Below are 15,128 nucleotides of genomic sequence, written 5' to 3'. Positions count from 1 at the left end.
ATGAAGGGAGGGCGCCATGTTTCCGGCCGCTCGCGTGCTGCAAGACGATTTCCCGTCCACCTCGCCCGCCGAGCTGATGCGGCTGGTGAGCGCCAATTACGCGGTCGATGAAGACGCGTATCTGCCGCAGCTGCTGGCGCTGGCCGACCCGGGCGCGGCGCAGATCGAGGTCATCCGCCACACCGCGCGCGAACTGGTCGAAGCGGTACGCCGGCGCGGCGACGCTGCCGACACGCTCGACGCCCTGCTGCGCGAATACAGCCTGGCCACGCACGAAGGCGTGATGCTCATGTGCCTGGCCGAGGCGCTGCTGCGCGTGCCCGACCACGCCACCGCCGACGCCCTGATCCGCGACAAGCTCGACGGCGCCGACTGGGACCGCCACCTCGGCCACAGCGACAACGTGCTGGTCAATTTCGCCGCCTGGGGCCTGGTGCTGACCGGCAAGGTCGTCAAGCTCGACCGCGCTGGCGACGGCCGCGCCGGCGGCGTGATCGAGCGCCTGCTGCATCGCTCCGGCGAGCCGGTGATCCGCGCCGCGATGAACCAGGCCATGAAGCTGATGGGCCGGCAATTCGTGCTCGGCCGCGACATCGCCGAGGCGCTGGCCAACGCCCGGCCGCTGCGTGAACGCGGCTGCAGCTACTCCTTCGACATGCTCGGCGAGGCCGCGCTCACCGCCGCCGATGCCGACAAATATCTGGCCGACTACCGCAAGGCCGTCGCCGCCGTGGGCCGCGCGCCGCAGGCAGGCAGCGGGCCGCGCCCGAGCGTGTCGATCAAGCTGTCGGCGCTGCATCCGCGCTACGAGGCGGCCCAGCGCGAGCGCGTGCTCGGCGAGCTGTTCGAGCGCGTGCGCGACCTCGCCGCCGAGGCGCGCCGGCTCGATGTCGCCATCACCGTCGACGCCGAGGAAGCCGACCGGCTGGAGCTGTCGCTGGAACTGTTCGAGAAGCTGCTGCGCGATCCGGCGATTGCCGGCTGGGGTGGGTTCGGGCTGGTGGTGCAGGCGTATTCAAAGCGCTGCCTGCCGGTGCTGGTTTGGGTCACCGAGCTTGGCCGCGAGCTGGGCGCGCGCATTCCGCTGCGGCTGGTCAAGGGCGCCTACTGGGACAGCGAGATCAAGGCGAGCCAGCAGCGCGGGCTCGACGGCTATCCGGTGTTCACGCGCAAGGAGGCGACCGATACGTCCTATCTGGCGGCCGCGCGCTATCTGCTCGGCGAGCGCACGCGCGGCGTCATCGAGCCGCAGTTCGCCACCCACAACGCGCATACGGTTGCCGCCGTGCTGGCGCTGGCCGGCGACCGCGAGTTCGAGTTCCAGCGCCTGCACGGCATGGGCGAGGCGCTGTACGACGCGGTCGTCGAGCGCACGCGGCGGCCGGTGCGCATCTATGCGCCGGTCGGCGCGCACCGCGATCTGCTGCCCTATCTGGTGCGCCGGCTGCTGGAGAACGGCGCCAATTCATCCTTCGTGCATCGGCTGGTCGATCCGGCGGTGCCGGTCGAGGCGCTGATCGAGCATCCGGCGATTGCGCTGCGGCGTCAGGCCAGCCTGCACAACCCGGGCATTCCGCTGCCGGCACAGCTGTTTGGCGCGGCGCGGCGCAATTCGCGCGGCATCAATCCGAATGTCGGCGAAAGCTGGCGCGCGCTCGACGCGGCGCTCGCGCCGCAGTGGCAACGGCGCTGGAGCGCCGCGCCGGTCATCGATGGCGTGCGCGTGGCCGGCATCGGACGCAATGCCGCCGATGACGGCGCGCAGCGCGCAGGCCACGGCGGCCCGGCGGTCTGCCCCTGGGATCTGGACCGTAGCATCGGCGAGGTGCGCCACGCCAGCGCCGCCGACGCACAACGCGCGCTCGACGCCCTCGCCGCCTACTGGCCACGCTGGAACGCCACGCCGGTCGACGCGCGCGCCGCCATCCTCGACCGCCTCGCCGACCTGCTCGAACGCGACCGCGCCGAGCTGATCGCGCTCTGCACGCTCGAAGCCGGCAAGACGTTGCAGGACGGCATCGACGAAGTGCGCGAGGCGGTCGACTTCTGCCGCTACTACGCGGCCGAGGCGCGGCTGAAGCTGGGCCGCCGCACGCTCGCCGGCCCCACGGGCGAGCGCAACGAGCTGTTCCACGACGGGCGCGGCGTTTTCGCCTGCATCAGCCCGTGGAACTTCCCGCTCGCCATCTTCATCGGCCAGATCGCCGCCGCGCTGGTCGCCGGCAATGTGGTGCTGGCCAAGCCGGCCGAGCAGACCAGCCTGATCGCGGCGCGCACGCTCGACCTCATGTTCGAGGCCGGCCTGCCGCCGCAAGCGATTGCCCTGCTGCCCGGCGACGGCGCCGAGCTGGGCGCGGTGTTCTGCAACGACCCGCGCCTGGCCGGCGTCTGCTTCACCGGCTCGACCGACACCGCGCGCGCCATCAACCGCAGTCTCGCGCTGCGCAACGGGCCGCTCGCCGTGCTCATCGCCGAAACCGGCGGCCAGAACGCGATGATCGTGGACTCGACCGCGCTGCCCGAGCAGGTGGTCAAGGACGCCGTCGCCTCGGCCTTCACCAGCGCCGGCCAGCGCTGCTCGGCACTGCGCGTGCTGTTCGTGCAGGACGACATCGCCGAGCGCGTGACCGAGCTGCTGCGCGGCGCCATGGCCGAGCTGGTCGTCGGCCCGCCCGACCGGCTCGCCAGCGACCTCGGCCCGGTGATCGACGCCGAGGCTCGCGACCGCCTCGCCGAGCACATCGCCCGGCTGCGCGAGAGCGCCCGGCTCATCGCCGAAACGCCGCTGCCGGCCGGACTGAACGGGCATTTCGTCGCGCCGGTGGCCTTCGAGATCGCCGGCATCGAGGCGCTCGACCGCGAGCATTTCGGCCCGGTGCTGCATCTGGTGCGCTACGCCGCCGCCGATCTCGACCGCGTGATCGCGGCCATCAACGCCACCGGCTACGGCCTCACGCTCGGCATCCACAGCCGCAACGAGGAGACTGCGCGCCACATCGAGGCCATGGCGCGCGTGGGCAATGTCTACGTCAACCGCAACCAGATCGGCGCGGTCGTCGGCGTGCAGCCGTTTGGCGGCTGCGGCCTGTCGGGCACCGGGCCCAAGGCCGGCGGGCCGTCCTACCTGCTGCGCTTTGCCCAGGAACGCACGACCAGCGTGAACACGGCGGCGGTCGGCGGCAATGCTGCGTTGCTCGCGCAGGGGCTCGATGGCGCGCCACACCGATGAATGCGCGCCGTCGCCAGCCCCGGCCGCTTCAGCCCACCGAGCGCCAGATGTCGTAGCCGAGCTTGACCGCCAGCGTCGCCACCAGCGCGATGAACAGCACGCGCACAAAACCCGTGCCGTGCTTCACCGCCAGCCGCGTGCCGGCCAGCGCCCCGGCGATGTTGAACGCGGCCATCGGCAGCGCCACGTCCCACATCACATGCCCGGTCGGCACGAAGAACAGCAGCGCCGCGAGGTTGGTGCCCAGGTTCACCACCTTGGCCGACGCCGACGCATGCAGGAAATCGAACGCAAACACCCGCACGAACAGAAAGATCAGAAAGCTGCCCGTGCCCGGCCCGAACACGCCGTCGTAAAAGCCGATGGCCGCGCCGAGCAGCGTGGCCGTCGCCAGCTGGCGTGCACCGATCCGCGCCGGCGCGTGATGCTGGCCGAAGTCCTTGCGCGCCAGCGTGTAGGCCGCCATCACGAGCATCAGCACCAGCACGACCGGCCGCATCCAGCTTGCCGGCACGCGCGACACCACGGAAGCGCCACCGAACGAGCCCGCGAACGCGCCGATTGCGGCCGGCGTCACCAGTCGCCACGGCAGCTTCACCCGGCGCACATAGCTGCGCACCGCAAAGCAGGTACCGGCCGCCGCCGACAGCTTGTTGCTGCCGAGCAGCGTGGCCGGCACGCGGTCGGGCATCAGGCCGAACAGCGCCGGCACCTGCACCAGTCCGCCGCCGCCGACTGCCGCGTCGATGAGGCCGGCACAGAACGCCGCGGCGCACAGCCACGGCAACACATCCATCTGCATTTCGTTCGCCCAAAAGAAAACCGCCCCGGGGGGCGGGGCGGCTCTCTTTACGCGCTGGCTGCACCGGGCGCAAGGCCCGGCGCGTCAACGGCAGCTCAGTGGTTGTCGAAGAACTGCTCGTCTTCGGTCGAACCCTTGAGCGCGGTCGTCGACGATTGGCCGCCTTCGATGCACTGGGTCACGGCGTCGAAGTAGCCGGTACCGACTTCGCGCTGATGCTTGACGGCGGTGAAGCCCTTGTCGGCGGCGGCGAATTCAGCTTGTTGCAGCTCGACGAAAGCCTTCATCTGTTCGCGGGCGTAGCCGTGAGCCAGGTTGAACATCGAGTAGTTGAGGGCATGGAAGCCGGCCAGCGTGATGAACTGGAACTTGTAGCCCATGGCGCCGAGTTCCTTCTGGAACTTGGCGATGGTCGCGTCGTCGAGGTTCTTCTTCCAGTTGAACGACGGCGAGCAGTTGTACGACAGCATCTTGCCGGGGAACTTGGCGTGGATGGCGTCGGCGAAGTTCTTCGCGTACTCGAGGTCGGGCTTGCCGGTTTCGCACCAGATCAGGTCGGCGTAGGGCGCATAGGCCAGACCGCGCGAGATGGCTTGTTCCAGGCCCGGCTTGGTGCGGAAGAAACCTTCGGGCGTGCGTTCGCCGGTCAGGAAGGGCTTGTCGTTGTCGTCCACATCGGTGGTGATGAGGTCGGCAGCTTCGGCATCGGTACGGGCGACCAGCACGGTCGGCACGCCCATCACGTCGGCAGCCAGACGGGCGGCGACGAGCTTGGCGACGGCGTCACGCGTCGGGACCAGCACCTTGCCACCCATGTGGCCGCACTTCTTCACCGAAGCCAGTTGGTCTTCGAAGTGAACGCCGGCAGCGCCGGCTTCGATCATCGACTTCATCAGTTCGAAGGCGTTCAGCACGCCGCCGAAACCGGCTTCCGCGTCGGCCACGATGGGCGCGAAGAAGTCGGTGTCGCCCTTGCCTTCCGACCACTGGATCTGGTCAGCGCGCTGGAAGGTGTTGTTGATGCGGCGCACGACGGCGGGCACCGAGTTGGCGGGGTACAGCGACTGGTCGGGGTACATCTCGCCGGCCAGATTCGCGTCACCGGCGACTTGCCAGCCCGACAGGTAGATGGCCTTGAGGCCGGCCTTGACCTGTTGCATGGCTTGGTTGCCGGTGAGGGCGCCGAGCGCGTTCACGAACGGCTCGGTGGTGATCAGGTTCCAGAGCTTTTCCGAGCCGCGCTTGGCCAGGGTGTGCTCGATTTGCAGGGAGCCGCGCAGACGGACGACGTCTTCAGCGGTGTAGCCACGCTGGATGCCCGCCCAGCGGGGGTTTTCGCTCCAGTCCTTCTGAAGTTGTTGGGCTTGCTCTTCGCGTGATGCCATGGAGAACTCCTACTTTGGTTGGGAAACGAAGCAGGCAGTTTAGGCAGGAGTTATTGCGAAGCAGCATAAGCAATCGCTCAACAACACTATTATTTTCTCTTTTTAATTCAATGGCTTATATTTTAATTTTCATTATTTGGACAGCAAAATCCACAATACGAAATTATGAAGGCGTCTTTTTGAGACTTCGCATACCGCGATGCGGAATCACAATTCCGCATCGCGGTACAACGAATGAAGCTCAGCGCGACTTCGCCTCGTGAATGGCGACCTTGGCGCGACTGCGCAAGCCGCCCACCAGGGCATTGGCTTCGGCCAGCGCGGCGGCCTGTTCGTACTGGGCGCCGATCGCCTGGGCCTGCGGCGCCTCGATCGCGCCGTCGGTAACCGCGGTGATGCGGTAGACAGCGAAACCCACGCCCGGCAACTCGGCACCGGCATAGGCGGGCAGCTTGCTCGCATCGACACTGAAGATCGCGGCAACGGCCGCCGGCGGCAGACCGGCGGTCGGCGCCAGCCGATTCACCTCCTGCACCGCGCCGAAGGCCAGGGTCGGCGGCTGCGCCGACTTGAGCGCCTGGACCGTATCGCGGCCGCGTTGCAGCGCGCGAGCGGCACCCTCCTGGCGCTTGAGCAGGCTGACGATCTGCGGCCGCACCGCGTCGAGCGGCTGGGTCTGCGCGGCGGCATGCTCGACCACCCGGGCCGACACCAGCCGATCCGGCCCGGCCTCGATCGCGGCAGTGTTGTGATGCGCATTGATCGCATCGTCGGAGAACACGGCGTCGAGCAGCTTGCGTTCGCCAAGCACACCTTCGCCGCCCGAACGCGCCAGCTTATCGGCGCGCTGAATGGTCAGACCGAGCTTGTCGGCGACCGGCTTCAGGCTGTCCGGCTGCTCGTAGACCTGATTGCCGAATTGCTCCGCTGCCTCGGCAAAGCGCTGCTTGCCGAGCTGACGCCGCACCTCGGACTCGATCGCGGCACGCACTTCGGCAAACGGGCGTGTCCCGCCGCCCGTCACCGAATTCAGCTTGATGATGTGGAAGCCGAAATCGGTCCGCACCAGCCCGCTGATCTGGCCTGCCTGCAGGGCAAAGACGGCATCCTCGAAGGGCTTGACCATCGCGCCGCGACCGAAGCTGCCAAGCGCGCCACCCGCAGTGCGTGAACCCGGATCGTCCGACAGTTCGCGCGCCACCTGGGCAAACGACGCCGGCGCCGCCTTGACCCGGGCCAGCGCCTCGTTGGCCTTCTTCTCGGCCCGCGCGATGTCGTCGGGCTTCGCATCCGCCGCCACCGCGATCAGGATATGCGACGCATCGCGTTGTTCCTGCGACACGTAACGCGCCTGGTTTTGCTCGTAAAAGCTGCGCAGCTCGGATTCGGGCACTTCCAGCTTCGCCCCGACGCTGGCTGCATCGAGCACCACGTATTCGATGGCCACGGTTTCCTGCGTCTGGAACTGGCGCTTGTTGGCCTCGTAATAGGCGCCGATCTGTTCATCGGTCGGCACCACATCGCTGGCCAGATCGGCCGACGCAAACACCACCGACTGAACACTGCGCTTCTGCCCGAGAGCCGCGACAACCTGCGCCGACGATGCCGCCGGCAAGCGGGCAGCCGCCGTCGGCACGCTTACCAACTGATCGGTCGCCAGGCCTTCACGAATCCGGTTCTCGAAATCGCGCTCGGTCGCACCTTGCGCAGCAATCAATTGCCGATATTTCTGCAGGCTGAACGCTCCGTTCTCCTGCAACGACGGCTCGGAAGCGATGGTCTTACGCAACAATTCATCGGGCGTCGCCAACCCGATATCGCGGGCGGCATTGCCCGCAACCCGTTGATCGATGAGCTGATCCAGCACCGAGCGGCGCAATTCCGGCGTGTCGAACATGGCGCGATCAACCTTGTCGCCGTAAGTCGCCTTCAAGCGATCGACTTGCGCATTGACTGCACGATCGAGTTCCGCCTGGGCGATTTCGGTACCTCCCACCGCCGCCGGTCCTCGATTGCGCTCGTTGCGCTCGAAATAGCCCTGCATGCCTGTAAAGGCAAACGGCAAGATAAGCAGCGCAAGAATGACTTGCGCCCAGCGCTTATTGGTTCTGATCCATTCAAGCATGGTCATTCCAAAGTTAATGGCAAAAAAAAAGCGAACCGCTCGGGAGCGATTCGCTTGCATTCTGGCGGAGTGGACGGGGCTCGAACCCGCGACCCCCGGCGTGACAGGCCGGTATTCTGACCAACTGAACTACCACTCCGAATTCGTGAAGAGACTTGGCTGTGCTTTGGTGGGTGCTGAGAGGCTCGAACTCCCGACCTACGCCTTGTAAGGGCGCCGCTCTACCAACTGAGCTAAGCACCCGCTGATGCCTTCGCCAACCAAATCGATCCAACGAGACCGCTAGTTTATCGCATCTTTCAAAGCCTTGCCAGCCCTGAACTTCGGCACCTTGGCTTCCTGGATCGCAATCGCCTCGCCGGTCTTCGGATTCCGACCACTGCGCGCCGCCCGACTCGTCACCGAAAATGTCCCGAATCCGACCAAGGTGACGCTCTGCCCCTCCTTCAGGGATTCAGTCACCGCCAGCACCAGCGAATCCAGAGCCCGACCAGCCGCAGCCTTCGATATGTCTGCCTGCCTCGCAATATGATCGATCAATTCAGTCTTGTTCACACCAACAAACCCTGCTTAATTTCAATACAAAACTCGTAGGCACTGTCAATAACGCGATCGCAATATCGCCGGCCTGCCCAATCAATGCTGCAAGCCGGCAATTGCATCAGTGCTTTACAACCTCATCCGAACCGCCGTCCTTGCCTTCGACAACCTTTTGCAGTTCCTGCGGCTGGACTGCGGCAGCAGCTTCGTCCTTCTCATCCGGCAAAGGTACCGGTTGCCGCTCAAGTGCCAGTTCAAGCACCTTGTCGATCCATTTGACTGGAACGATTTCGATTCTGCTTTTCACATTCTCCGGAATATCCGCCAAATCCTTGACGTTTTCCTCGGGAATCAAAACAGTCTTGATACCGCCACGAAGCGCAGCAAGAAGCTTCTCTTTCAATCCACCGATCGGCAGCACTTCGCCACGCAGGGTTATCTCTCCCGTCATCGCGACATCGGCACGCACGGGAATTTCAGTCAGGACCGAAACCAATGCAGTCGTCATTGCCACGCCTGCACTAGGACCATCCTTGGGTGTAGCACCCTCGGGGACGTGAACATGGATATCGAACTTCTCGTAGAAATCCGCACGAATCCCGAGCCGGCTGGCACGCTTTCTGACTACCGACATTGCAGCCTTGATGGACTCCTGCATCACATCGCCAAGCTTGCCAGTGGTCGTTGAACGGCCTTTCCCCGGGACAGCGACAGCTTCGATAGTCAGCAATTCACCGCCAACTTCGGTCCACGCCAAGCCTGTTACTTGACCAATCTGGTTGTCACTTTCAGCGACACCGAAGGTAAAGCGCCGAACTCCAAGGTATTTATCAAGATTCCCAGAATTCACAACAACGCCGGCGCCACCAGTTTCCCGGAGCAGCAGTGCCTTGACTACCTTGCGGCAAATCTTGCCGATTTCCCGTTCCAGTGACCGCACCCCAGCTTCACGTGTGTAATAACGAATCACATCACGCAGCGCCGAATCGGTAACGACCAATTCAGCTGCCTTCACGCCGTTGTTGCGCATCTGCTTTGGCAGAAGATAACGCTCTGCGATGCTGACCTTCTCGTCTTCGGTATATCCCGAAAGACGGATGATTTCCATTCTATCAAGTAGCGCTGGCGGCAAATTAAGCGTATTTGCCGTCGCAACGAACATGACGTCTGAAAGATCGAAATCGACCTCAACGTAATGATCGGCAAACGTATGGTTCTGCTCCGGATCCAAAACCTCAAGCAATGCAGACGAAGGATCCCCTCGAAAGTCCATCCCCATCTTGTCGACTTCATCGAGCAGAAATAGCGGATTCCGTACTCCCGACTTGGTCAGACTTTGCAAAATCTTGCCAGGCATGGAACCAATATAAGTGCGGCGGTGCCCGCGAATCTCGGCCTCATCCCTGACACCGCCTAGCGCCATGCGAACAAACTTGCGGTTGGTCGACTTGGCAATGGATTGCCCCAATGAAGTCTTGCCGACTCCGGGGGGACCCACAAGGCAAAGAATAGGTGCCTTGACCTTGTCGACACGCTGCTGCACAGCAAGATATTCAAGGATCCGTTCCTTGACCTTTTCTAGACCATGATGATCGGAGTCGAGCACCTGTTGCGCATGAGTCAGATCATTGTTGACCTTGCTCTTTTTCTTCCACGGCAAATTCACCAGAACATCGATGTAATTCCGCACGACAGTCGCTTCAGCCGACATCGGCGACATCAACCGAAGCTTCTTCAATTCAGATTCGGCTTTGAGCTTGGCTTCTTTCGGCATGTGAGCAGCCTTGATTTTCTTCTCAAGCTCCTCAATGTCTGCCCCTTCCTCGCCTTCGCCAAGTTCTTTCTGAATAGCCTTGACCTGCTCATTCAAATAGTATTCGCGCTGCGACTTTTCCATCTGCCGCTTGACCCGTCCTCGAATGCGTTTCTCCACTTGAAGAATGTCGAGTTCGGTTTCAAGTTGCGTCAACAGGTGCTCAAGTCGCTGAGCAGTACCTGCCATCTCCAAAATACTTTGTTTTTGCTCTAACTTGAGCAGCAAGTGCGCGGCAATGGTATCGGCAAGACGACCCGAATCCTCGATTCCGCCAAGGCTCGCCAATATTTCCTGAGGAATTTTTTTATTCAGCTTTACATACTGCTCAAACTGCTGAAGAAGCGTACGCCGCATTGCCTCGATTTCGGCGCCGACACCAATATCAGGCCGAATAGGCGTCAGGTCGCAGACGAGATGAGTCTCAACATCCTCAATCGCATCAATGCGCGCACGCTGCCCGCCTTCGACCAGTACTTTCACTGTCCCATCCGGGAGCTTCAGCATCTGAAGAATATTCGCGACACAGCCAATATCGTAAATATCCTCGGCAGAAGGCTCATCCTTCGAAGCAGTCTTCTGGGCAACCAAGACAATGCTTTTCCCTGCCTCCATCGCAGCCTCAAGTGCCTTGATCGACTTGGGGCGCCCAACGAAGAGCGGGATCACCATGTGAGGGAAAACCACGACGTCGCGCAACGGCAGTAGCGGCAGTTGCATGCGCTCTTCGGGCAGAGTATTGGAAGTCGACATGTGGAAAATCCTTGGGTTTGCTCTTCCGGTACCTTGGGATCATACGCTCAAAAACAAGTACCTCTGTTTGAGCAAATCTGCGGCAGAGAAGTACCATCACTCAGATAGACGAAAGGCCGCTACATGCGGCCTTTTCTTCTCGATCACAGTCTTTAATGATCTGATGCAGCGACTTTCGGTAGGTCACCGTAGATCAGCAACGGAACCCCATTGCTTGCAATGCAGTTTTCATCGACCACCACTTTCTCTACATTTTCCAGCGTGGGCAACTCGAACATACTTTCCAACAAAACATGCTCAATAATTGACCTCAAGCCACGAGCACCAGTCTTCCTTGCCAGAGCCTTCTTGGCAATCGCCCGAAGTGCATCCGCTCTGAACTCAAGTTCCACCCCCTCCATTTGAAGCAAGCGTTGATATTGCTTCACCAAGGCATTTTTGGGTTCAACAAGAATTTGAATGAGTGCGTCCTCGTTCAACTCATCCAAGGTCGCGATAACCGGCAAACGACCAATGAGCTCAGGAATAATACCGAACTTGATCAAATCTTCAGGTTCAACATCACGCAACCACTGCCCCACCGCCGTTTCGCTTTTACTACGAACCGTAGCCCCAAAACCGATCCCACTACGCTCAGATCGATTGCGGATTACTTTTTCTAGTCCGTCAAAAGCTCCGCCGCATATGAACAGAATGTTTGTAGTGTCGATCTGAACAAAATCCTGGTTCGGATGTTTGCGCCCGCCTTGAGGCGGCACACTAGCCACAGTTCCCTCGATCAGCTTCAGCAAAGCCTGCTGCACACCTTCACCGGAAACATCCCGGGTAATTGAAGGATTGTCTGACTTTCGAGAAATCTTGTCGATTTCGTCGATATAGACAATTCCTCGCTGAGCCTTCTCAATTTCGTAATTGCAATTCTGCAACAACTTCTGAATGATGTTTTCCACGTCTTCGCCGACATAACCTGCTTCGGTCAAAGTGGTTGCATCAGCCATTACGAACGGAACATTGAGCAATCGCGCCAGAGTCTGGGCCAATAACGTTTTGCCAGAACCCGTTGGCCCGACCAGCAAAATATTAGACTTGGCCAGTTCGACCTCGTCTTTTGCCCCCATGTGCTTCAGGCGTTTGTAGTGGTTGTAAACAGCAACTGCCAAAATTTTCTTGGCGGTATCCTGACCAATCACATATTGGTCGAGGATTTGACAAATCTCCCGCGGACTAGGTAAATCGCCCTTCGTCGCCGGAGCGTCTTGGGCGATCTCTTCGCGAATGATGTCGTTGCAAAGCTCAATGCATTCATCGCAAATGAAGACCGAGGGGCCCGCTATGAGCTTCTTGACCTCGTGCTGACTTTTCCCGCAGAACGAGCAATACAGCAGTTTCTCGCTCGACGTCCCCTTCTTGTCTGTCATTTGCTTCCTCTACCAAGCTATTTGAAAAGACCGTCGCTCAATCGCGCTTGGTCATGACCTTGTCGATCAAACCGTATTCGACAGCCCCTTCGGCAGACAAGAAATTGTCGCGATCGGTATCCCGACCAATACGCTCAATACTCTGTCCGGTGCGTTCGGAAAGGATCGTATTCAGGCGTTCACGCAGATACAGAATCTCCCGCGCCTGAATTTCGATATCGGAAGCTTGGCCTTGGGCGCCGCCCAAAGGCTGATGAATCATGATCCGCGAGTTCGGCAGTGCCATACGCTTGCCCTTGGCACCCGCAGTCAGGAGAAATGCCCCCATGCTGGCTGCCAAGCCGGTGCAGAGCGTACAAACATCCGGCTTGATGAACTGCATCGTGTCGTAAATCGCCAGACCTGCGTAAACAGAACCACCAGGCGAATTGATATACAGATAGATATCCTTGTCCGGATTTTCCGACTCAAGAAAAAGCATCTGCGCCACGACGAGATTGGCACTCTGGTCGTTCACAGGGCCAACGAGGAAGATGATCCGTTCACGCAACAGGCGCGAATAAATGTCGTAGGCGCGTTCGCCTCGGCCGGATTGCTCGACGACGATCGGCACCATGCCGAGCGCTTGCGGATCGCGTGGATCAATATTCATGCTGCCCTCGTTCTTCCGTTGAAAGACCAGTCGTCCGCGTCTGGGAGGATCAGTTCGCGGCGTTCATCAGTTCGTCAAACGATACCGCTTTTTCGGTCACATTCGCCTGGCCAAGCACCCAATTAACAACGTTGTCTTCAAGGACAACAGCTTCAACATCAGCCAGACGCTTGCGATCACTGAAATACCATGCCATGACTGAGGCTGGGTCTTCATAGCTTTTCGCAAAGTCTTCGATATGCAATCTCACTTGGTCTTGGCTGGCATTCAGGCCATTGCGATTGACGATCTCGCCGATGGCCAGCCCAAGACGAACGCGCCGCTCTGCCTGTGCCTGAAACAGTTCATCAGGAAAAGGAAGGCTGTCATCGACCTGCATACCACGCTGCTTCAGATCGTTCCGGGCCATCTCGCGCAGTCGCTCGATATCCTGTTCGATCAATGCCTTGGGCACTTCGAATTCGGCGACCTTGAGCAGCGCATTCATCACGCTGTCTTTGGTACGCGCCTTGGTTCGGCTGCCGATTTCACGCTCGAGATTCGTGCGAACGTCATCGCGCATCTTGGAAAGATCGCCATCCTCGACGCCCAACTGCTTGGCGAATTCAGCATCCACTTCAGGCAGTACCGAACCTGCGACAGCCTTGATAGTGATGTCGAATTCGGCAGTTTTGCCAGCCACATCCTTGCCGTGATAGTCGGCCGGAAAGCTCATCGAGAAAGTGCGTGAGTCGCCTGCCTTGAGGCCCAACGCACCTTGTTCGAACTCGGGCAGCATCTGCTTGGCACCGATCACGAAAACAAAGTCTTGCGCCTTGCCGCCTTCGAATTCGACGCCGTCAAGACGGCCGACGAAATCGCAGGTCACGCGGTCACCATCCTCGGCGGCACGATCGACATCGGCCCAGGTCTGACGCTGCTTGCGCAGAATTTCAATCGTCTTGTCGATTTCGACATCGGTAACCGGCGATTCGACGCGCTCGACTTCCGCCGTTTTCCAATCGCCAAAGACGATCTCGGGAAACACTTCGAAGGTCGCGATGAAATTGGCGCTTTCGCTGGCTTCAGAGCCCTCTTCCGCAGCCTTGGGCTCGACGCGCGGCTGACCGGCGACACGCAATTGCGCATCGGAAATCACCTTGCTCACCGCATCGTTGATTCGTTCGCTGACGACTTCGTTCTGGACCTGGAATCCGTAGTTCTGCGCCACCAGCTTGAGCGGCACCTTGCCAGGACGAAAACCCTGCATCTTGACCGAGCGCGACAGACGCTTGAGACGGGATTCGACTTCCTTGGCGATTTCCGCGAGAGGAACGCTGATCTGGACGCGACGCTCGAGCGCGCTGACTTGTTCAATTTGCATGTTGGAAACTACCGATCCTTGAATATGAGTTCCGGCCCGGCGCATCCATCGCAATCACGAAACGGATGCCCTCGTCGACGACATTGTTGGTGCGCGGGACAGGAATCGAACCTGCACAGTCTTTCAACCGCGAGGACCTAAACCTCGTGCGTCTACCAATTTCGCCACCCGCGCAGTGCAAGCGTCGACGTTACGGATGGAAGCCATTCTAGCCGAACGTCCGAACCGCCCTTTTCGAGCGCTGAAGGGGTGGGTCTTGCCAAGTCAGCAATACTGTACAAAACTACAGATACCGATCATCCATCCAGTAGTTGATGCGCAGTCGGCCGCTATGACTGCCGGACAAGAACACTTCCAGGGCAATTCCGATGACTCGAACCCAACTCACCGCCCCCGCTTCCGGCGCCAGGCTCACCGATCGCCAGCGCGAAGTCCTCGAACTGATTGCTCGCTCGCTGCGCGAGTCGGGTTTTCCGCCGACCCGCGCGGAGATCGCGGCCAGTCTCGGCTTTCGTTCGGTGAATGCGGCGGAAGATCATCTTCAGGCATTGGCCAAGAAAGGCGTCATCGAGCTGACACCCGGCGCGTCGCGCGGCATCCGGATGTGCGCCCCTGTCGATCCCACCGCGGCGGGCGCCGACGAAGGCCAGTCGCGCGGCCTGAGCCTGCCACTCGTCGGCCGCGTCGCGGCGGGCAGCCCGATCCTCGCGGCCGAGCACATCCAGGCGAGCTATGCCTGCGATCCGTCGATGTTCTCGGCCCGCCCCGACTATCTGCTCAAGGTGCGCGGACTGAGCATGCGCGATGCCGGCATCCTCGACGGCGACCTGCTCGCGGTTCAGCGCAAGTCGGAAGCGCGCACCGGGCAGATCGTGGTGGCGCGACTTGGCGACGAGGTCACGGTCAAGCGCTACCGCAAGCGTGGCGGAATGATCGAGCTGCTGCCCGAGAACCCGGACTTCACGCCGATCGAAGTTAGGGCCGATGACGAGAGCTTCGCCATCGAAGGCCTCGCCGTGGGCCTGATCCGTGTCGGCGTGCGCTGAGC

General features: G+C 61.1%; 10 protein-coding genes and 3 tRNA genes. 2 read left to right on the top strand and 11 right to left on the bottom strand.

Translation table 11 applies throughout. From position 1 onward, the window contains the following. The first annotated feature begins 16 nt into the window (after positions 1–16). On the top strand, positions 17–3,229 hold the full coding sequence (gene putA / locus B9P64_RS07675) for a bifunctional proline dehydrogenase/L-glutamate gamma-semialdehyde dehydrogenase PutA (protein WP_085315649.1): 3,213 nt from the start codon (positions 17–19) through the stop codon (positions 3,227–3,229). 28 nt (positions 3,230–3,257) lie between these two features. Here the strand turns inward: putA and B9P64_RS07670 are convergent, their stop codons facing one another. The 11 genes from B9P64_RS07670 to B9P64_RS07620 all read right to left on the bottom strand — a co-directional run bounded on the left by B9P64_RS07670 (position 3,258) and on the right by B9P64_RS07620 (position 14,254). Continuing rightward, positions 3,258–4,025, bottom strand: coding sequence for a sulfite exporter TauE/SafE family protein (locus B9P64_RS07670; RefSeq protein WP_085316005.1), 768 nt, complete (start codon positions 4,023–4,025; stop codon positions 3,258–3,260). A gap of 101 nt (positions 4,026–4,126) precedes the next feature. After that, positions 4,127–5,416 carry an isocitrate lyase gene (aceA, locus tag B9P64_RS07665; protein ID WP_085315648.1) on the bottom strand — a complete coding sequence of 430 codons (1,290 nt, stop codon included), beginning with the start codon at positions 5,414–5,416 and terminating at the stop codon, positions 4,127–4,129. A 241-nt stretch (positions 5,417–5,657) separates the two neighbouring features. Beyond that, on the bottom strand, positions 5,658–7,547 hold the full coding sequence (locus B9P64_RS07660) for a SurA N-terminal domain-containing protein (protein ID WP_176256765.1): 1,890 nt from the start codon (positions 7,545–7,547) through the stop codon (positions 5,658–5,660). 56 nt (positions 7,548–7,603) lie between these two features. Next, a tRNA-Asp gene (locus B9P64_RS07655) sits at positions 7,604–7,680 on the bottom strand. A gap of 28 nt (positions 7,681–7,708) precedes the next feature. Continuing rightward, a tRNA-Val gene (locus B9P64_RS07650) sits at positions 7,709–7,784 on the bottom strand. Between the two features lie 39 nt (positions 7,785–7,823). Next, positions 7,824–8,096, bottom strand: a complete 273-nt coding sequence (locus B9P64_RS07645) for an HU family DNA-binding protein (protein ID WP_085315646.1) — start codon at positions 8,094–8,096, stop codon at positions 7,824–7,826. Between the two features lie 106 nt (positions 8,097–8,202). Next, positions 8,203–10,647: an endopeptidase La gene (lon, locus tag B9P64_RS07640; protein ID WP_085315645.1), complete on the bottom strand. Its 2,445-nt coding sequence runs from the start codon at positions 10,645–10,647 to the stop codon at positions 8,203–8,205. A gap of 152 nt (positions 10,648–10,799) precedes the next feature. Then, a complete protein-coding gene (gene clpX, locus B9P64_RS07635; protein ID WP_085315644.1) occupies positions 10,800–12,065 on the bottom strand; it encodes an ATP-dependent Clp protease ATP-binding subunit ClpX in 1,266 nt (421 codons plus the stop codon). Positions 12,066–12,102: 37 nt separating this feature from the next. Then, positions 12,103–12,717 carry an ATP-dependent Clp endopeptidase proteolytic subunit ClpP gene (gene clpP / locus B9P64_RS07630; protein WP_085315643.1) on the bottom strand — a complete coding sequence of 205 codons (615 nt, stop codon included), beginning with the start codon at positions 12,715–12,717 and terminating at the stop codon, positions 12,103–12,105. Between the two features lie 49 nt (positions 12,718–12,766). Beyond that, on the bottom strand, positions 12,767–14,080 hold the full coding sequence (gene tig / locus B9P64_RS07625) for a trigger factor (RefSeq protein ID WP_085315642.1): 1,314 nt from the start codon (positions 14,078–14,080) through the stop codon (positions 12,767–12,769). An 87-nt stretch (positions 14,081–14,167) separates the two neighbouring features. Beyond that, positions 14,168–14,254, bottom strand: a tRNA-Leu gene (locus B9P64_RS07620). A gap of 194 nt (positions 14,255–14,448) precedes the next feature. On the opposite strand from B9P64_RS07620, the gene lexA reads away from it, so the two are divergent. Beyond that, positions 14,449–15,126, top strand: coding sequence for a transcriptional repressor LexA (gene lexA, locus B9P64_RS07615; RefSeq protein WP_085315641.1), 678 nt, complete (start codon positions 14,449–14,451; stop codon positions 15,124–15,126). The last annotated feature ends 2 nt before the right edge of the window (positions 15,127–15,128 follow it).

Origin of the sequence: Derxia lacustris (genome assembly GCF_002105195.1) — a bacterium.
Taxonomy (GTDB): Bacteria; Pseudomonadota; Gammaproteobacteria; order Burkholderiales; family Burkholderiaceae_E; genus Derxia; species Derxia lacustris.
The sequence above is the reverse complement of the archived record's forward strand: the minus strand, read 5'-3'. Positions and strand labels throughout refer to the sequence as shown.

What these genes read in the sequence shown, in the direction of transcription:
- putA (WP_085315649.1), top strand. Translation starts at nt 17, where the DNA reads ATGTTTCCGGCCGCTCGCGTGCTGCAAGACGATTTCCCGTCCACCTCG.
- B9P64_RS07670 (WP_085316005.1), bottom strand. Translation starts at nt 4,025, where the DNA reads ATGGATGTGTTGCCGTGGCTGTGCGCCGCGGCGTTCTGTGCCGGCCTC.
- aceA (WP_085315648.1), bottom strand. Translation starts at nt 5,416, where the DNA reads ATGGCATCACGCGAAGAGCAAGCCCAACAACTTCAGAAGGACTGGAGC.
- B9P64_RS07660 (WP_176256765.1), bottom strand. Translation starts at nt 7,547, where the DNA reads ATGACCATGCTTGAATGGATCAGAACCAATAAGCGCTGGGCGCAAGTC.
- lon (WP_085315645.1), bottom strand. Translation starts at nt 10,647, where the DNA reads ATGTCGACTTCCAATACTCTGCCCGAAGAGCGCATGCAACTGCCGCTA.
- clpX (WP_085315644.1), bottom strand. Translation starts at nt 12,065, where the DNA reads ATGACAGACAAGAAGGGGACGTCGAGCGAGAAACTGCTGTATTGCTCG.
- clpP (WP_085315643.1), bottom strand. Translation starts at nt 12,717, where the DNA reads ATGAATATTGATCCACGCGATCCGCAAGCGCTCGGCATGGTGCCGATC.
- tig (WP_085315642.1), bottom strand. Translation starts at nt 14,080, where the DNA reads ATGCAAATTGAACAAGTCAGCGCGCTCGAGCGTCGCGTCCAGATCAGC.
- lexA (WP_085315641.1), top strand. Translation starts at nt 14,449, where the DNA reads ATGACTCGAACCCAACTCACCGCCCCCGCTTCCGGCGCCAGGCTCACC.